An 18296-nucleotide genomic window follows, 5' to 3' on the forward strand; every position below is an offset into this window, starting at 1 on the left:
CGCGGCGACGACGAGAGGGCGAGCACGCGCATGACCACCGACAGGGCCGCCACGGCCGACTCCACCGGGACCGTCTTCGCACGGGGCCTGCTGTTCGTGCTGTCCGGCAACATGCTCCTCGACGCCCTGGAGGTGTCGGTGGCCGTGGTCGCCCTGCCGTCGATCGGCGCCGACCTCGGCCTGTCGCTCACCGCCCTGGGATGGGTGGTCAGCGGCTTCGCCCTGGGCTTCGGCGGCCTGCTGCTCCCTTCGGGGCGGCTGGTCGCCGTGCTGGGCCGGCGCAGGGTGTACCTGGCGGCCTTGGCGGTGTTCGCCGCCGCCTCCGTGCTGGGCGCTCTGGCGACGAGCGGGCCACTGCTGATCGCCGGACGGTTGGTGAAGGGCTGCTGCGCCGCGCTCACCGCGCCCACCGGGCTCACCATCATCGCGGACGCCTTTCCGGCGGGTCCGGCGCGCAACCGGGCGGTGTCCGTCTACTCGCTGTTCGGAGCGGGCGGGTTCTCGGCCGGGCTCGTTCTGTCGGGGCTGCTGACCGAGGTGAGCTGGCGCTGGACGTTCCTGTTCCCGGGGCCTGTCGCCCTGGTGCTGTTCCTGTTCGGGCTGCGGCTGATCCCGGGCCGGGCCCCCGGCGAGGAATACGCGCCGCGAGCGCACGGAGCCGTCCGTCGCCACGACGTGCCGGGTGCCGTCACCTCCATCGGCGCCCTTGTCGCGCTGGCCTGGGCGCTCACCCGGGGGCCCGGTGCCGGGTGGGCGGACCCACTGACGCTGACGGGGCTGTCGGCGGCCGTGACTCTGGGCGTGACGTTCGCGCGGATCGAGCGGACCGCACCACGGCCGCTGCTGCCCACCGCGCTTCTCGCCCATCGGCCGCTGCTGTGGTCGGCGCTCGGGGCCGCGGCGCTCAACGGTTCGTATCTGGGCTTCCTGTTCGTCGTGACCTTCGACCTCCAGTCCGGTCAGGGCTGGTCGCCGCTCGCCACCGGTCTGGGGCTGCTGCCGACGAGTCTGCCGCTGGCGGTGGCCGTGGCGACGGGGCTCTCCGGGCGGCTGGTGGGCCGGTTCGGACCGGCCCGGCTGATCGCGCTGGGCGCCTGGGCGCCGCCAGCCGGATATCTGTGGTACCTGCTGGTCGGCGACCACGCCTCCTACCCGTCCTCGACGCTCCCGGCTGTGCTGCTGGTGGGGCTGGGCTTCGTCCTGCAGTTCGCGGCGCTCAACACCCAGGCCATGTCCGGTCTGCGGCACGCCGATCGCGGCACGGCCGGCGCCGTGTACCAGACCTCGGTGCAGGTGGCGGGCGCCCTGACGACCGCGCTGGTGGCGTCGCTGCTCGCCGCGGGTGCGCACGGGGCACGGCGCACCGCGCTCATCCTCGTGACCTCGGTCGCGGTGGCCGGGTTCGCGGTCGCCGTGGCCGCGAGGGCGCCCGCCCGCCGGGCGGGACCGACGGCCGCACCTGAGCGCCCAGACAACTGACGGATCATCACCGACCTTGCTCCACAGGCTGCTTGCCACCTCGGCACCGTTCCGGCAACGCCGCCGCGCGCCATCAGCGCAACCGAGCCCGTTCCCACACCGTTCGAGAGGAAGACCGTGTCCGACATCGTTCCGCTGAATCTGGCCGTCATCGTGGGAAGCACCCGTTCGGGGCGGATCGGGCCCCGCGTGGCGGCCTGGCTGGCCGACCGGGCCGGCGACCACGACGACCTCCGCGTCGACGTGATCGACCTGGCCGAGGCCGCCCTTCCGAGCGACCTCGACGCCTCCTCCCCGCAGGTCACCGCGTTGGCGCCACGACTGGCCCGGGCGGACGCCTTCGTGGTGGTGACGCCCGAGTACAACCACAGCTTCCCCGCTCCGTTGAAGACCGCGATCGACTGCTTCCGTACCGAGTGGCAGGCCAAGCCGTTGGGCTTCGTGTCGTACGGCGGCGTATCCGGCGGCCTGCGGGCGGTGGAGCAACTGCGTCAGGTGTTCGCCGAGACGCACACCGTCGGCGTGCGCGACACCGTCAGCTTCCACAACGTCTGGGAGCAGATGGGCGAGCAGGGTGAGTTCCCGGTGGAGCCCGCGGGCTGCGACGCCGCCGCCAAGACCATGCTCGACCAGCTCGTGTGGTGGGCGCGCACCCTTCGCGCCGGCCGCCAGGCCCACCCCTACAGCGTCTGACCCCAGCCCGCTCCGACCGCCACACCAACGCCGAGGGGGGACACGTGCCGACAACCGGCCTGCTCCAGCCTTTCCCAGCCCCGTCCGAACACCGTGCCGACGCCACCGTCCGCGTCCGTGACGTCGTGGACGTCGTGGTCGTCGTGCCCGGCCTCGGAGATCCCGCCGACGCCGGCGGTAACACCGGGACGCCGTCCGGCGCCGCGACCCCTCCCCCGGCCGCGGCGCCGGACACGGCCGAGGTCGCGCCGGTCGCGGCCGGCACCGCGCCCGCCGCCCAGGGACCGCACCCCGTCACCGAACTGGTCCGCGTGCACCGGGGCCGGCCCACCGCCGAGGAACTGGCGGCCGTGATCACCGTGTTGCTCGCACGCTCGAACGCAGCCGGCCCCGTCGAGCACGCCCCACCGCGGTCCGCCCCACGCTGGCGCCGGCACGACCGCGGGCTCGGCTACCGCACCGCCCACAGCTGGCAGTCGACCCGGCGTCCTCGGCGCGCGGAACGGGGAGCGCTGTGAAGATCCTCTTCGTCGCCGGGGGAAGCGCGGCCACCGTGTTCGCGTTGGCCCCGCTCGCGACCGCGGCCCGCGGGGCCGGGCACGAGGTCGTCATGGCCGCCGTCGGCGACATCGTGCCGGTGGTCGCCGGTGTCGGACTCCCCGCCGTCTCCATGACGTCCTCACCGATCCGGGACTTCATCTACCGGGACCGGGACGGCACGCCCGTGACGCCGCCGGCCGACCCCGAGGAACAACCTGCTTTCACCGGACGCTGGTTCGGACGGATGGCGGCTGCCACCCTGGGCCCCCTGACCGATCTCACGCACGACTGGCGGCCGGACCTGGTGGTCGGCGGCACCATGATGTACGCCGCCGGCCTGCTCGCCCGGCAACTGGGCGTGCCCTATGTGCGCCATGCCTGGGACTCCGTCGAGGCGACCCGTATCGATCCCGGCGGCGAGGAGGAACTCGGGCCGGAGCTGAAGCGGCTGGGCCTGTCCGGGCTGCCCACGCCGGATCTGTTCATCGACGTCTGCCCGCCCAGCCTGCGGCCCCCGGACGCGGCGTCCGCCCATCCGATGGCATGCCGGCCCGCCAACACGCAGCGCGAGCTGGAACCGTGGATGTACACGCGGGGCGCACGGCCCAGGGTGTGCGTCACGGCCGGCAGCCGGGTCGCCAACGACGACGGCACCGCATACCTGCGCGAGGCCTACGAGTTCCTGCGCGACCTGGCGCTCGATGTGACGGCGCTGGACGCGGAGGTGGTGATCGCCGCACCGGAGAACGTGGCCGCCGACCTGCGGGCCGAGATGCCGGGCGTGCGCGCGGGCTGGGTCCCGCTGGACGTCGTGCTGCGGACCTGCGATCTGCTGGTGGGTCACGCCGGCGGGGTCACCACCCTCACCGCGATGTACGCGGGCGTCCCACAGCTGCTCCTGCCGCAGTGGGGCATCCTCGGCCCTCCGACGCGGCGGCTCGCCGCCTACGGCGCGGGCATCACCCTGCACCCCGGCGAGGCCGACCGGGCACGCATCGCGCGGTCCTGTCGCGCGCTGCTGACAGAGCCTTCCTACACCGACCGGGCCGAAACCCTGGCCCAGGAGATCTCCGCGATGCCGTCGCCGGCCGAACTGGTCGGCGTGCTCGAGAAGTTGTGACCGCGACGGACGGCCGGATTGGCGGCCGTACGAGGAGGCATTTTCCGATGAAAGCCCTGGTGCTGTCGGGCGGGGCGGGCACCCGCCTGCGGCCGTTCAGCCACTCCATGCCCAAGCAGCTCATCCCGGTCGCCAACAAACCGGTCCTCGAACACGTCCTGGACAACATCGTCGCGATCGGTGTCACCGACATCGGCATCGTCGTCGGCGACTGGGAACCCGAGATCACCGCGGTGCTCGGGGACGGCTCGCGGCTCGGCGCCCGTCTGACCTACCTGCGGCAGGACAAGCCGCGCGGGCTTGCCCACTGCGTGTCCGTCGCCCGGGACTTCCTGGGCGAGGACGACTTCGTGATGTACCTCGGCGACTGCATGCTCGTCGGGGGCGTGGCGGAGGCGGCCGAGGAGTTCGCGCGCGCACGTCCCGCCGCCCACGTGGTCGTCCACAAGGTGGCCGATCCGTCCGCCTTCGGGGTGGTCGAGATGGACCCGGAGGGCACGGTGCGCCGACTGGTGGAGAAGCCCCGGGAGGCGCGCAGCGACCTCGCGCTGACCGGGGTGTACTTCTTCACCCCGGACATCCACCGGGCGATCGCCGCGATCGAGCCCAGTGACCGTGGAGAGCTGGAGATCACCGACGCGATCCAGTGGCTGGTGACCGACGGCGCCCAGGTGCGGGCGGGCCGGTACCACGGCTACTGGAAGGACACCGGCCGCATCGATGACGTCCTGGAGTGCAACCGCAAGCTCCTCGACGGCCTGGTCCGGCGGATCGACGGCGAGGTGGACGAGGCCAGCGAGCTGAGCGGGGCGGTCGTCGTGGAACCCGGCGCCACGGTGGTGCGCTCCCGGATCGAGGGGCCCGCGGTCATCGGGGCGGGCGCGCGGGTGGAGGACTGCGTGATCGGTCCGCACACGTCGGTGGGCCGGGAGTGCGCGCTGACCGGCTCGCGCCTGGACTACTCCATCGTGCTCGACGGCGCGGAGATCCACCGGGCCGGCCGGTTGCACGGATCGGTCATCGGACGCTTCGCGGTGGTCGGTCCGGTGACGGACGACGACGATCGGCAGCGGCTGGTGATCGGTGACCACAGCCGCGTCCAGGTGGCGGGGTGAGCGTGCATCCCGTCCGCATCGGCGTGCTGGGCTGCGCGGACATCGCGCGCCGCCGGATGCTGCCCGCCATGGCCGCGGTCGAGGAGACGGAGGTCGCCGCCGTCGCCAGCCGCGACGTGGACACGGCGGCGCGGACCGCGATGCCGTACGGGTGCCGGGCCGTGGGCGACTACGCGGAGCTGGTCACCCTGCCGGACGTCGAGGCGGTGTACGTCCCGCTGCCCGTGGCGCTGCACGCCGAGTGGGTGGAGGCGGCCCTGCGCGCGGGCAAGAACGTCCTCGCGGAGAAGCCGCTGACCACCGACCCGGAGCGCAGCCGCGCCCTGTTCGCGCTGGCGCGCCGACGCGGGCTGGTGCTGCGGGAGAACGTGATGTTCGTCCACCACGCGCAGCACGCGGCCGTGCGTCGGCTGGTGGACGACGGCGTGATCGGTGAACTGCGCTCCTTCCACGCGGCGTTCGCGGTGCCCCGCCGCCCCGACGGCGACATCCGGCTGGTCCCGGAACTGGGCGGCGGCGCGCTGTGGGACGTCGGCGTGTACCCGGTACGGGCCGCCGTCCACTTCCTCGGGGCCGGACTGCGGGTAGCGGGGGCGGTGCTGACCCGGGACCGGTACGGGCGGGAGGTGGACACCGCCGGCAGCGTGCTGCTGCGCACCGCGGACGGTGTCGGCGCCCACCTGGACTTCGGTCTGGACCACGCCTACCGCTCGTCGTACGAACTCTGGGGCACCGCGGGCCGCGTCACGGTGGAGCACGCCTTCACGCCACCGGCCGACCGACGCCCGGTGCTGCGCGTCGTGGACGCGGGCGGGACCCGGGAGGTGGTGCTCGATCCGGACGACCAAGTCGCCAACACGGTAAGGGAGTTCGCCCGGGCCGTGCGCGCGGCGGACACCGGCTCGATCCCCCGGTCGGCCGACCGGGCCGAGGAAGCCGCGCTGCTCCAGGCGGACCTGCTGGCCGAGGTGCGGCGCGGCGCGGATCTCGGTCTCGCCCACCACCGTCCATCGTTTTCCGGAACGGAGTACTCATGAAGATCCTCGTCACGGGCGGGGCGGGCTTCATCGGCTCGGCCTACGTCCGCCGCCTGCTGGAGGGCGTGTACCCGCAGACCGCGGGCGTCCAGGTCACGGTGGTCGACAAACTGACGTACGCGGGCAACCGCACCAGTCTGCCCGCCGCCCATGACCGCCTCGAATTCGTCGAGGGCGACATCTGCGACATGCCGCTGCTGCTCGACGTGCTGCCCGGTCACGACGCGGTGGTGCACTTCGCCGCCGAGTCCCATGTCGACCGGTCGCTGCTGTCCGCGGCGGAGTTCGTCCGGACGAACGTGTCCGGCACCCAGAACCTGCTCGACGCGTGCCGCGCCACCGACGTGCCGCGGATGGTGCACGTGTCCACGGACGAGGTGTACGGCTCCATATCCGAGGGCTCCTGGACCGAGGACAGCCCGCTGCTGCCCAACTCGCCCTACGCCGCTTCGAAGGCGGCCTCCGACCTGATGGCCCGCGCCGCCTGGCGCACCCACGGACTCCATGTGTCCGTGACCCGCTGCTCCAACAACTACGGCCCCCGCCAGCACCCGGAGAAGCTCATCCCGCTGTTCGTCACCAACCTCATGGAGGGCCGCCCGGTCCCGCTCTACGGGGACGGCCGCAACGTGCGCGAGTGGCTGCACGTCGACGACCACTGCCGGGCGCTGCACACGGTGCTCAGGGACGGCGGCGCCGGGGAGGTCTACAACATCGGCGGCGGCACGGAGCTGACGAACCTGGCTCTCACCGAACGACTGCTCGAACTGTGCCGTGGTGACCGGTCGATGATCCAGCGGGTCGCCGACCGCAAGGGCCACGACCTGCGTTACTCCCTCGACGCCGGGAAGATCCGCGACGAACTGGGCTTCGTGCCGCGCATCGGCATCGACGTGGGCCTCGCCGCCACCGCCGCCTGGTACCGCGACAACCCCGACTGGTGGAAGGCCGTCAAGGACCGGGCGAGGTCGGCCTTATGAGCACGGGCCGCACGACGGCGGGCACCGTGGTGGGGCGGGGCTTCCTCGCCCGCCACCTGGCCCCGGTCGCCGAACGGCACCCCGGCACGGTGATCCTGGCCGCCGGGGTCTCCCTGGCCAGCACGACGGCACCGGAGGAGTTCGCCAGGGAGGCGGAGCTCCTGGACGAGACGATCGGCATGTGCCGCGCCCTCGGCCGGCGCCTGCTGTTCTTCTCCACGGCCTCCACCGGCATGTACGGCACCGCGCCGGGGCCGGGCCGCGAGGACGCGCGGGTCGTGCCGAGCACCCCGTACGCGCGGCACAAGTTCGCCCTGGAACAGCGGCTGCGCACGTCCGGGGCCGACCACCTGGTGCTGCGGCTGAGCCATGTCGTCGGGCCCGGGCAGCCGCCGCACCAACTGCTCCCAACACTGGTACGGCAGTTGCGCGAGGGCCTGGTGCAGGTCCATCTGCGCGCCACCCGGGACCTCATCGGCGTGGCCGACGCGGTGACCGTCGTCGACCGCCTGCTGGCGCTCGACGTGCGGAACACGATCGTCAACGTGGCGTCCGGCGCGGCCGTACCCGTCTCGGCCGTCGTCGACCACCTCGAACAGCGGCTCGGGCTGGTCTGCCGACGCGAGCTCCGGGACACCGGGTCGGGGTGCACGGTCGGCATCGACCGGCTGCGCTCCCTCGTCCCCGAGGTGGCCGACCTGGGGTTCGGACCGCACTACTACCGCGGAGTGCTGGACGGTTACGCGGCCTCCGTGGCCCAGGCGCCCCACCGAACGGAGAGGTAGCAACCCATGACCCGGCACGCAGCGAGCCCCGTGCTCGTCCTACCGCGCCCGAGGGACAACGCCCGGCTGCCCGGCCGGCTCGCCCGGTCCGCCGCCACCACGGAGGGCACGGACCTGCGCCTGGAGGACGTCCCCGGCTGGCTGGCCGACCGCGATCGCGCGCACCGCTTCGAGGTGGAGCGCATCCCCTTCGCCCGGCTCGACGCCTGGTCGTTCGACCCAGGCACGGGCGACCTCGGGCACCGCAGCGGACGGTTCTTCACGGTCCGGGGGCTCAGCGCGCACATCGGCGGTGACCCCGCGACCGACTGGCAGCAGCCCGTGATCGAGCAGCCCGAGGTGGGCATCCTCGGCATCCTCGCCAAGGAGTTCGACGGGGTGCTGCACTTCCTGATGCAGGCCAAGATGGAGCCGGGCAATCCCAACCTGCTCCAGCTCTCGCCCACCGTGCAGGCCACCCGCAGCAACTACACCCGGGTGCACCGGGGAGCGCCCGTGCGGTACCTGGAGCACTTCCTGCGCCCCGAGCGGGTCATCGCGGACACACTCCAGTCGGAGCACGGCTCCTGGTTCTACCGCAAGGCCAACCGCAACCTGATCGTCGAGACGGACGGCGAGGTGGAACCGCACGACGACTTCCGCTGGCTGACGCTGGGGCAGATCCACGCCCTGCTGCGCCGGGACAACCTGGTCAACATGGACTCCCGGACCGTCCTGTCGTGTCTGCCTCTGCCGGCCGCCGAGCCGGAGGCGCTGCACTCCGACACCGAGCTGCTGTCGTGGATCACCGGGGAGCGGTCGCGGCACGACCTGACGACCGAACTGATCCCGCTGGCACGGGTGGAGGGCTGGGTACGCGAGGAGGAGCGCATCCGGCACGAGCACGAGCGGTACTTCGACGTCGTGGCCGTGTCGGTGCGGGCGGGCAGCCGCGAGGTCACCTCGTGGACCCAGCCGTTGTTCGAGCCGCGCGGCACGGGAGTCACCGCATTCCTGACCCGGACCATCGGCGGCATGCCGCACTACCTGGTGCACGCCAAGGTGGAGGGCGGGTTCCTGGACACCGTGGAGCTGGGGCCGACGGTGCAGTGCGGTCCGGGCAACGTCGCCCATCTGCCGCCCGAGCGGCGACCGCGCTTCCTGGACACGGTGCTGTCCGCGGGGCCGGAGCGGATCCGCTACGCCGCCGTGCACGCCGAGGAGGGCGGGCGCTTCCTCAACGCCGAGAGCCGCTATCTGGTGGTGGAGGCGACGGACGACGAGGCCCCGCTGGTGGAGCCGGAGGGCTTCCGCTGGGTGACGGCGGGCCAGCTGACCTGGCTGGTCCGGCACGCCCACTACATCAACGTCCAGGCACGCACGCTGCTGGCCTGCCTGTACGCCATGGACACCGGAAAGGAGCCGTCATGCTGAGCGGCACACTCACTCTGGACGCCGTCGAGATCTTCCTGCCGGAACGCACGACCACCGTGGAGGAGCGGGCCGAGGCCTTCGGCCTGAGTCCGGCCCAGGTCCATCTGTTCCGCAGCATCCACGGCCTCGACCAGCTGCGCTACGACCCGGAGGCGAGCCTTTACGACCTCGTACTGCCGCCCGCGCGGAAGGTGCTCGCGGACGTCGACCCGGGCACGGTGCGGTACGTCGTGTATCCGCACGCCGTGCCGCACACGGGTCCGTCCACGGTGGACCCGGTGCAGGAGATGCTCGGGATGCTCGGCCTCGAGCACGCCACGGCGTTCGCACTGACCCAGCAGAACTGCGCCGGCACGGTCTCGGCCATCGATGTCGCCGGGCGGCTGCTGCAGGCCGACGGCGACCCGGAGGCGAAGGCGCTGGTCCTGACCGGCGAGAAGATCTTCACCCGGGACCTCCAGATCATCTTCAACTCCTGTGTCATCGGGGAGGCCGCGGGCGCGTGTCTGCTGTCGTGGAACGGACCCGGCGACCCCGTCCGCTCCTTCGCGGTGCGCACCTTCGGCGAGTACGCCGCCGGTGTCGAGATGACGGCGGAGCAGCACCGGGTCGCCGGCGCGCAGCGCCCCGGCGTCATGGCCGAACTGATCCGTGAGGCGGTCGAGTCGGCCGGGTGCACGTTCGACGACATCGACATCGTGATCCCCACCCATCCCAACCGGTCGTTCTGGGGGCAGATCGCCCAGGACCTGGGCTGGCCGCCGGACAAGCTCTACCTGGAGAACATCCCCCGCTACAGCCACTGCCTGACGGCGGACCTGATGGTCAACTACGTCACGCTGCGCGACGAGGGCCGTCTGGTGCCGGGGCGCACCTACCTGTTCCTGGCCACGGGCATCGGATCGACCTTCACCGCCATGGTCTTCACCGCCACGGCCCAGGACACGCCGGGCCCCACCCGCGCCGTCGTCGGCTCGGGCCTCACAACGGAAACGAAGGGCCGGTAACCGTGCCTCTGCGACTTCACGCCGGCGCCGTGGTCACACCCCCCGGCGCCCCCTACCAGGCGAACGAGACCGTCCTGCGCTACAACCGCGACCTCGTCGAACTCTTCGGCGGCAAGCTGGACGAGGACCTGCTGCGGGCGGGCGCCCAGGCCAGTCACACCCAGATGGCGGACCTGCTCGTCGAGCGGCTCCCGGCCGGCACCGCCACACCCGACCTGGTGGTGCTGGCCGCCGCGCTGCCCGACCTCAACCCGGTCCGCTCGGTCTCGGCGTACCTGGGGCTGCTGACCGGCGGCCGGGCGGACCAGTGCTTCTCGGTCACCGAACAGGGTCTCGGCGCGGCCTTCACCGCGCTGCGCATCGGCGCGGCGCACGAGAAGACGGGCGGTGCCGCCGTATTCCTGCTGGCGGTGCTGGAGCAGACCACACTGCCGGCCCACGACCCCGTGGTGCACGACGGAGTCCCGCTGCGCGACTCGGGCGTCCTGCTGCTGTTCGACAGCGGCCCCGGCTTCGGCGAGGTTTCCGCCGTCACCCGGCTGCCCGACGCCGCGCTCCTCGGACCGCGGCTCGCCGAACTGACGGCGCGGGCTTCCCGTCCGCTGGCGGTGGCGGGCCCCTGGACCGACCCCGGCGCCATGCCCGCGGGCGTCGCCTGCCACCGCGTGCCTCCCGGCAGCTACTGCACCAGCGTCTGGACGGCGCTGGCCGAGCACTGGACGAGCTGGCGCGAGGAGTACGACACCCTGGTGCTGTGCGACACCGACCCCCGGTCGGACACCGCCCACGTCGCCGTCCTGGAGCGGGGCCGATGAGCGCGCCGCCGACGGAGCGACAGGTCGTCACCGGGGGACCGGAGGCAGCCGCGGAGGCCGTGCCGGATCCCGCCACGATGCACAACCGGGTCGCGGAACTGGCCGCGTTGAAACAGTCGGTCCTCGACGGACCCGGGGAACGGGCGACGGCGGCCCAGCGGGCCAAGGGCAAGCTGACCGTGCGCGAGCGGATCGACCTGCTGCTCGACGAGGGCTCCTTCACCGAGGTGGAGGCCTTCCGCCGGCACCGCTCGACCGGATTCGGGCTGGAGGCCAGGAGGCCGTACACCGACGGGGTGGTGACGGGCTGGGGCACGGTGAACGGCCGGACGGTCTTCGTCTACGCCCACGACTTCCGCATCTTCGGCGGCGCGCTCGGAGAGGCACACGCCGCGAAGATCCACAAGATCATGGACATGGCCCTCGCGGCGGGCGCACCCCTGGTGTCTCTGAACGACGGCGCGGGCGCGCGGATCCAGGAGGGGGTCGGCGCACTCGCCGGCTACGGCGGGATCTTCCAGCGCAACACCCGGGCCTCCGGGGTGATTCCGCAGATCAGTGTGATGCTCGGTCCCTGCGCCGGTGGCGCGGCCTACAGTCCGGCGCTGACGGACTTCGTGTTCATGGTCCGTGAGACGTCCCAGATGTTCATCACCGGGCCCGACGTGGTGAAGGCGGTGACCGGCGAGGAGATCACGCAGAACGGGCTCGGCGGCGCCGACGTGCACAGCTCGACCTCGGGCGTGGCGCACTTCGCACACCCGGACGAGCAGTCCTGCCTGGAGGACGTGCGCTATCTGCTGTCGCTGCTGCCGCAGAACAACCGCGAGCACCCGGCGTCCGTCCCCACCGACGACCCGCCGGACCGGCGCTGCGAGACGCTGACGGACCTGGTGCCGCTCGACGGCGGCACGCCTTACGACATGCGCCGGGTCATCGAGGAGATCGTCGACGACGGCGAGTACTTCGAGGTGCACGAGCGCTGGGCCGGCAACCTCATCTGCGCGCTGACCCGGATGGGCGGCCAGGTGGTGGGGATCGTGGCCAACCAGCCCCAGTCCATGGCCGGGGTATTGGACATCGACACGTCCGAGAAGGGCGCCCGTTTCGTCCAGATGTGCGATGCGTTCAACATTCCGCTGGTCACGCTGCTGGACGTGCCGGGATTCCTGCCCGGTGTGGACCAGGAGCACAGCGGCATCATCCGGCGTGGCGCCAAGCTGCTGTACGCGTACTGCAACGCCACGGTGCCGCGCGTCTCCCTGATCCTGCGCAAGGCGTACGGCGGGGCGTACATCGTCATGGACTCCCGGTCCATCGGCGCGGACCTCACCTTCGCCTGGCCGAGCAACGAGATCGCCGTGATGGGCGCGGAGGGCGCGGCGGGTGTCATCTTCCGCCGGCAGATCGCGGAGGCGGACGATCCCGACGCCGTACGGGCCGAGATGGTCAAGGCGTACCGGTCCGAGCTGATGCACCCCTACTACGCGGCCGAACGCGGGCTGGTGGACGACGTCATCGAGCCTGCGGCCACCCGTGAGGTGCTGATCCGCGCGCTGACGATGCTGGCCGACAAGCACGCCGAACTGCCGTCCCGCAAGCACGGAAATCCGCCGCAGTGAACAGGACAGTCCACCCTGCGGATTTCGCGCAATCTTAGAAATGGGCGTCTTGCCCGCCCGCTGCCGAGCCGGAAAGCTGGTACGGCGAATTCCTTTCCATTCCTCACTGGAGGCATCGTGCCCGTCATCGACGAAGCGACCCGCAAGTACGTGAAGAACATCGTCTGCGACATCCTGGAGGTGGAACCCGAAGAGGTAACGGAGACCAGTCTGCTGGCCGAGGAGCACGACGCCGACTCGCTGCGTTCCATCGAGATCCTGGCCGCCATCGAGGTGGCCCTCCAAGTCTCCATCGAACAGGTCGAGATGAAGCGCATGGTGCACCTCGAAGGCATCTACGAGGTGCTGTCCGAGGCCAAGGCGAAAGCGAAGGAGACCACGAAGGCCAAGGCCGAATAGCGCCCGGCAGGGAATACAAAGGAACCGGAATCGACCCTTGAGGGGCACTCATGAATTCAGCTCTTTCCCGAGCTGACCGCAGGCCGGCATCCCAACGCGTCGTCATCACCGGGCTCGGCGTTTTCTCCAGCATCGGCACGGGTGTCGCTGAGTTCACGGAGGGATTGCGTGTCGGGCGCAGCCGTGTCGCACCGATCACGGCTTTCGACACCACCGGTTTCGAATACGCCAACGGTTGTGAGGTGGCCGCGTTCGAGCCGGAGAAATGGATCCACCACACTCCGGTGGAGCGGCTGGGACGGGCCACCCAGTTCTCCGTGGCGGCCGCCCGTATGGCGGTGGAGGACGCCGGCCTCACCGACGAGGACCTGCGCGGACTGCGCGGCCAGATCTCCATCGGCACCACGGACGGTGAGTCCCGGGACGCCGACACCCTGGTGGCGCAGCGGATCGCGGACGATCCGTCGGCGGTGAACCGTGAGCTGGCACGGCGGCTCGGTGTGCAGGGGCTGTCCGCCGCGGTGGCCCGGGAGTTCGCCCTGACCGACGTCGAGGCGCTCACCCTGGGCACCGCCTGCTCCGCCGGCAACTACTCGGTGGGCAACGGTTTCGACGCGATCCGGGTCGGCGACGCCGACTTCGCCCTGTGCGGCGGGGCCGACGCCATCTGCCTGAAGAACTTCGTCTCGTTCTACCGGCTGGGCACCGTCGCCCCCGATGTGTGCCGACCGTTCGACAAGGACCGGCGCGGACTCCTCAACAGCGAGGGCGCCGGCGTGGTGATGCTGGAGAGCCTGGAATCCGCCCTCGCCCGTGACGCACGCATCTACGCCGAGGTCCTCGGGTACGGACTGAGCTGCGACGCGCACCACCCGGCCGTCCCCGACCAGTCCAGCGTGGCCCGGTGCATGACCTCGGCGCTCGAGAACGCGGGGGTGGCCCCCGAGGAGGTCGACCTGATCTCCGCGCACGGCACCGGCACCAGGGCCAACGACACGACCGAGTCGCGCGCGATCCGCGAGGTCTACGACAACCTGCCGCCCCGCACCATCTCGCTGAAGTCGATGCTGGGCCACGCCATGGGCGCGGCGAGCGCGCTCGCCACCATCGCCTGCTCGCTGGCGATCACCCACGGTTTCATCCCGCCGACGATCAACCACGTCGAGACCGACCCGGAGTGCGAGATCGACTGCGTGCCCAACGAGTCGGTCCCGGCGGACCTGCGGATCGTGCAGAACAACGGGCTGGCCTTCGGCGGCAACAACTCCGTGGTCGTCCTCGGCCGTTACGACAAGGAGACGCGGTGAGCGGCATGTCCCATCCGGTGATCAGCACGTGGTCGGCGACCTCTCCGTTCGGTGTCGGGAGACCGGCGTTCGCCGCCGGGGTCGCCGAACGCCGGCCGACCAGCGGGCCGCTGGACCCCGTCGAGTGGCAGGTGCCCGAGCGGCACGGCTGTGTGGTCCCCGGCTTCGACGTCCGCGAGAGCCTGGGCCGCAAGGGCACTCGGATGATGAACCGGGTGACCGGTCTGACGATCGCCACGGTCGGCCACGTTCTCGGCGAGGTCGACCATCCGGAGGGCGGTGCCGACGACGTCGCGCTCGTGCTGGGCACCACGGCGGGCAGCATGCAGAGCTCGATGGAGATCACCCACAGCTCCCTCACCGGCGCCCGGCCGTACCACGTGGAGCCCGCGACGATCCCGTACGCGGTGATGAACGGCGCGGCCGGCCGCTGCGCCATCTGGCACGGCCTGCGCGGCCCGAACAGCACGATCGCGGCCGGCCGGCCGACGGGCCTGGTCGGACTGACCTATGCGCGGCGGCTGTTGCTGGCCGGACGGGCCAGGCAGGTGCTCTGCGGGGCCGCCGAGGAGTTCTCCGCGGCCCGGTCCTGGGTGGAGCACTACGGGCGGCCCGAGGGCGAGGGCGACACCGTGCTCGGCGAGGGCTGCGCGATATTCCTGGTGGGCATGGAGCCGGCGCCCGGCACCCGGCGGCTCGCGTCGGTGCTCTCCGTGCGGACCCGGATGGTCGTCGACGGCGACTGGGGTGCGGCCGTGGGGCACTGTCTTGACGGGGTCCTCTCCTCCGTCGAGGAGAAGCCGGACCAGGTCTGGGCGGTGTCCCCCTCCGGCGCCCCCGACGCGGCCGGCCGGGCCGAACAGGCACGGCTGACCGAGGTGTTCGGTGCCGACGCGTTGATCCCCCCGGTAGCGGACCTGATCGGCGAGACGCACTCGGCGTCCTCGGCGTTCCAGATGGCCTCGGTCCTCAGCCTGGCCGAGCACGACCCGGCGGCCGCGGGGCGGACCGCGGTGATCACCTCGGTCGATCCGAGCGGCATGGCCGCCGCCGCGCTGCTGCGCGTCGCCGGACCCTGACCCGGCGCGCGCACCGACAGGGGTGCGCCCTGCCCGCGGACGCGTGCGGAAGCCGGCCCTCGGCTTCCGCCCGGGTCCGCCCCCGGCCCGGCCCCGCCGGTGCGGCGGCGGGCCCGGGCCGGGCATCTCCCGTCGGTGCCCCGCCCGGGCGGGCGGCGACATCCCACTGCCCCGTTCCCTCGCTCCCCGGTCGCCGCCCGGCGGCCGGGGAGGGGCTCCGCCCCCTGCGGCACGATCCCAGGAGACCAGTATGCAGAGCACTGAACAAGCCCGCCCCGTCGCTCTGGTGACCGGCGGTTCTCGCGGCATCGGCCGGGCCGTCGTCCTCCGTCTGGTGCGGGACGGCTTCGACGTGGCCTTCTGCCACCGCTCGGGCGGCGACGACGCCCGGACGCTGGAGAAGGAGGCGTCGGAACTCGGCGGGCACGCCGTCGGCACCCGGGCCGACGTCGTCGAACCGGGCGCCGTCCAGGAGTGGGTGGCGCGCACCGAGCAGGAACTGGGCTCGCTGCGGGCGGTCGTGACGTCGGCGGGCATCGTCCGGGACCATCCCCTGGCCACGATGGACGACGCCGACTGGCGCGACGTCCTGGACGTCAACCTCACCGGGACCTACAACGTGTGCCGCGCGGCCGTCTTCCCCATGATCAAGCGCAGGTCGGGCTGCGTGGTCAACGTCTCCTCGGTGTCCGGGGTCCTCGGCAACGCCACGCAGACCAACTACGCGGCCACCAAGGCGGGGATCATCGGGTTCAGCCGGTCCCTGGCCAAGGAACTGGGCCGGTTCGGCATCCGGGTCAACGCGATCGCGCCCGGCTTCATCGACACCGAGATGCTCGGCGGACTGTCCGAGAAGACCCGGCGCGAACTGTTGTCCTCGATCTCGCTGGGCCGGTTCGGCACGGCGGAGGAGGTCGCCGACGGCGTCGCCTACCTGGTGAACGCGTCGTACGTGACCGGGTCCGTACTGCGGGTGGACGGCGGCGTCGTCGGCTGACCGGGGCCGGCGGCCCGCCCGGCGGCACCCTCCAGGGATGCCCGTCCGCACCCGAAACCTTGACTACGCTCGGCCCGACGGGACGTCCGGCACATGGTGCACCGAGCGGGCCCCGGCCGGCGTCACCTGCGGGAACCGTATGTGAGCCGTCAGTCCCCGCCCACCGGGTCCGTTCTCCAAAGTGATCTCACCTCCCTGGGAAGCGACCAGCATGTGGGCGATGGAGAGCCCCAGACCCCACCCCTCGCTGCCGCCGGTCCGGGAGCGGGCGACCCTATCGCCGGACCAGCCCCCGCGCACGGCCTGTTCCCGCTCCCTCGGGGTCATGCCCGGCCCCTGGTCGTGAACCCGGATGTGCACCTGATCGCCGGTCACCGTGGTGCGCACGACGACGGCACCGCCGGGCCTGGACATCCTGACAGCGTTATCGAGGAGGATGTCCATCACCCGCTCAAGGGTGCCGCTACGGGTCACGACGGTCGCCCGGCCGACCGTGGGCGGTGCGCCGAGCACCAGATGACGGTCGGCGGCGGCATGGGCCCAGGCGGCGACGCGTTCCCGGACGACGGCAGCGGCGTCGACCTCGACGGGCGGGCTGGCGGTGGCGGTCGACGCCTCGCGCAACTCCGACACGGTGGCGCGCAGCCGTTCCAGATCGACGGTGATCATCCGGTGCACGTCGACGCTGTGCGCCGGCAGATGGGCGGCCAGTCGTTCCAGGCGGATACCGAGCAGGTGGAGGGTGGTGCGCTGCTGGTGCGCGATGTCCGACATGAGCATGCGGTACAGCTCGTCCGCGGCCTGGGCGGTGGAAGCGATCCGGTTGACGGCCTCCACCAGCTCACGGGTCTGCGGTGGCCCGGTGTGCTCGGCCAGCAGCTCCACGGGCTCGCCGCCGTCCAGTTGGCGTACGGTCGTGGTGACCGCGTGCAGCGTGGCGAGTAACCGTACGCACCAGCAGCGGTAGGCGGCGCCCAGGAGCGCCAAGGCGAGACCAGCCGCAGCAGCGAGCAGGGGCAGGGGCAGGAGCATCGACGTGTGCCTCTCCATGCGGTGTGGGGCTGTGGCTGCGCAAAGGGCAGAAAGGTGACGGGCGCCACCCATCGCGGCGACAGCGGCAGCCGGCGAGCGCCGACCGGGTGGGTGCCGCCTCGGCCCACGCTCGGATAGGGCACGGGCCGACGACCAACTGAGAGCGTCGGGTGCTCAGAGAACGAACCGGAAGCCGACTCCGCGCACGGTCTGGATCAGTTCGGGTGCCGCGAGCTTGCGGCGCAGGCTGACCATGTGGACGCCCAGAGTCCGGGTGTCCCCCACACTGGGATGCCCCCAGACATGACGCATGATCGCCTCCCTGTCGAAGACCTTGCCCGGCTCTCCGGTGAGCAGCGCGAGCAGGTCGAACTCCTTTCGGGTGAAGGCGATTTCCGTGCCGTCCATGAACGCACGGCGCTGCTTGAGGTCGATGGTGAGCGGGCCGACGACACGAGATCCCCCGCCCAGCCGAGCCCAGCCGCCGACCGCACGCCGGACCACCGCCTCGATACGGGCCACGAGTTCGCGCAGGCCGCACGGCTTCACGACATAGTCGTCAGCCCCCATCCGCAGGCCGAGGACGCGGTCGAACTCGTCGTCGCGCCCGCTGACCATGATGATGGGAACACTTGAGGACGCGCGGATGGTGCGGCAGACGTCCATGCCGTTGCCGTCCGGGAGTCCGACGTCCAGCAGAATCGCGTCCGCGTCTCCGTAACGCTCCAGGGCCGTCTGACAGGTGTGCGCCATCGCTGTCTCGAACCCGTGGTCCCTGAGTCCACTCCGGAGAGCATCGGCGGTGTCAGCTTGGTCCTCGACGATCAGAACGCGCATGGAAACCCCCCGCTGGCTACGCTGTTGATCGTGGTGACG

General features: G+C 71.9%; 18 protein-coding genes. 16 read left to right on the forward strand and 2 right to left on the reverse strand.

Annotated elements, in window-relative coordinates:
- The first annotated feature begins 30 nt into the window (after window positions 1-30).
- From B5557_RS03770 to fabG, 16 genes are all read left to right on the forward strand, one after another.
- Window positions 31-1479 carry an MFS transporter gene (locus tag B5557_RS03770; RefSeq protein WP_079657764.1) on the forward strand — a complete coding sequence of 483 codons (1449 nt, stop codon included), beginning with the start codon at window positions 31-33 and terminating at the stop codon, window positions 1477-1479.
- A 117-nt stretch (window positions 1480-1596) separates the two neighbouring features.
- Complete coding sequence (locus B5557_RS03775; RefSeq protein WP_079657765.1) at window positions 1597-2172, forward strand: NADPH-dependent FMN reductase; 576 nt, start codon at window positions 1597-1599, stop codon at window positions 2170-2172.
- 44 nt (window positions 2173-2216) lie between these two features.
- Window positions 2217-2690 carry an acyl-CoA carboxylase subunit epsilon gene (locus B5557_RS45860; RefSeq protein ID WP_331716823.1) on the forward strand — a complete coding sequence of 158 codons (474 nt, stop codon included), beginning with the start codon at window positions 2217-2219 and terminating at the stop codon, window positions 2688-2690.
- Window positions 2687-3832 (forward strand): glycosyltransferase, encoded by a 1146-nt coding sequence (locus B5557_RS03785; RefSeq protein WP_079657766.1) that lies wholly within the window; start codon window positions 2687-2689, stop codon window positions 3830-3832. The genes B5557_RS45860 and B5557_RS03785 overlap by 4 nt, the downstream gene beginning before the upstream one ends.
- A gap of 47 nt (window positions 3833-3879) precedes the next feature.
- Window positions 3880-4947: a glucose-1-phosphate thymidylyltransferase gene (locus B5557_RS03790; RefSeq protein ID WP_079657767.1), complete on the forward strand. Its 1068-nt coding sequence runs from the start codon at window positions 3880-3882 to the stop codon at window positions 4945-4947.
- Complete coding sequence (locus tag B5557_RS03795; RefSeq protein ID WP_231976245.1) at window positions 4944-5984, forward strand: Gfo/Idh/MocA family protein; 1041 nt, start codon at window positions 4944-4946, stop codon at window positions 5982-5984. Before B5557_RS03790 ends, B5557_RS03795 begins: the two co-directional genes overlap by 4 nt.
- Window positions 5981-6964: a dTDP-glucose 4,6-dehydratase gene (gene rfbB, locus B5557_RS03800; protein ID WP_079657768.1), complete on the forward strand. Its 984-nt coding sequence runs from the start codon at window positions 5981-5983 to the stop codon at window positions 6962-6964. Before B5557_RS03795 ends, rfbB begins: the two co-directional genes overlap by 4 nt.
- The gene (locus tag B5557_RS03805; RefSeq protein ID WP_079657769.1) at window positions 6961-7749 is read left to right on the forward strand and encodes an NAD-dependent epimerase/dehydratase family protein; all 789 of its coding nucleotides are present in this window, start codon (window positions 6961-6963) and stop codon (window positions 7747-7749) included. The genes rfbB and B5557_RS03805 overlap by 4 nt, the downstream gene beginning before the upstream one ends.
- Before the next feature lie 6 nt (window positions 7750-7755).
- Entirely contained in the window at window positions 7756-9162 is a 1407-nt protein-coding gene (locus tag B5557_RS03810) for an NDP-hexose 2,3-dehydratase family protein (RefSeq protein WP_079657770.1), read from the forward strand.
- Window positions 9156-10169: a 3-oxoacyl-[acyl-carrier-protein] synthase III C-terminal domain-containing protein gene (locus B5557_RS03815; protein WP_079657771.1), complete on the forward strand. Its 1014-nt coding sequence runs from the start codon at window positions 9156-9158 to the stop codon at window positions 10167-10169. The genes B5557_RS03810 and B5557_RS03815 overlap by 7 nt, the downstream gene beginning before the upstream one ends.
- A 2-nt stretch (window positions 10170-10171) precedes the next feature.
- Window positions 10172-10984, forward strand: coding sequence for a hypothetical protein (locus tag B5557_RS03820; protein ID WP_079657772.1), 813 nt, complete (start codon window positions 10172-10174; stop codon window positions 10982-10984).
- A gap of 77 nt (window positions 10985-11061) precedes the next feature.
- Entirely contained in the window at window positions 11062-12606 is a 1545-nt protein-coding gene (locus B5557_RS03825) for an acyl-CoA carboxylase subunit beta (RefSeq protein ID WP_099937037.1), read from the forward strand.
- Window positions 12607-12723: 117 nt separating this feature from the next.
- Window positions 12724-13005 (forward strand): phosphopantetheine-binding protein, encoded by a 282-nt coding sequence (locus B5557_RS03830; protein WP_079657774.1) that lies wholly within the window; start codon window positions 12724-12726, stop codon window positions 13003-13005.
- A 50-nt stretch (window positions 13006-13055) separates the two neighbouring features.
- Entirely contained in the window at window positions 13056-14312 is a 1257-nt protein-coding gene (locus B5557_RS03835; RefSeq protein WP_079657775.1) for a beta-ketoacyl-[acyl-carrier-protein] synthase family protein, read from the forward strand.
- A 5-nt stretch (window positions 14313-14317) separates the two neighbouring features.
- Window positions 14318-15391, forward strand: a complete 1074-nt coding sequence (locus B5557_RS03840; RefSeq protein WP_079664576.1) for a beta-ketoacyl synthase N-terminal-like domain-containing protein — start codon at window positions 14318-14320, stop codon at window positions 15389-15391.
- A gap of 250 nt (window positions 15392-15641) precedes the next feature.
- A complete protein-coding gene (gene fabG, locus B5557_RS03845) occupies window positions 15642-16388 on the forward strand; it encodes a 3-oxoacyl-ACP reductase FabG (RefSeq protein WP_079657776.1) in 747 nt (248 codons plus the stop codon).
- A 63-nt stretch (window positions 16389-16451) separates the two neighbouring features.
- Here the strand turns inward: fabG and B5557_RS03850 are convergent, their stop codons facing one another.
- Window positions 16452-17438, reverse strand: a complete 987-nt coding sequence (locus B5557_RS03850; protein ID WP_159424322.1) for a sensor histidine kinase — start codon at window positions 17436-17438, stop codon at window positions 16452-16454.
- Window positions 17439-17594: 156 nt separating this feature from the next.
- Window positions 17595-18257: a response regulator transcription factor gene (locus tag B5557_RS03855; protein WP_079657778.1), complete on the reverse strand. Its 663-nt coding sequence runs from the start codon at window positions 18255-18257 to the stop codon at window positions 17595-17597.
- Between the last annotated feature and the right edge of the window lie 39 nt (window positions 18258-18296).

Source organism: Streptomyces sp. 3214.6 (assembly GCF_900129855.1).
GTDB lineage: Bacteria > Actinomycetota > Actinomycetes > Streptomycetales > Streptomycetaceae > Streptomyces > Streptomyces soliscabiei.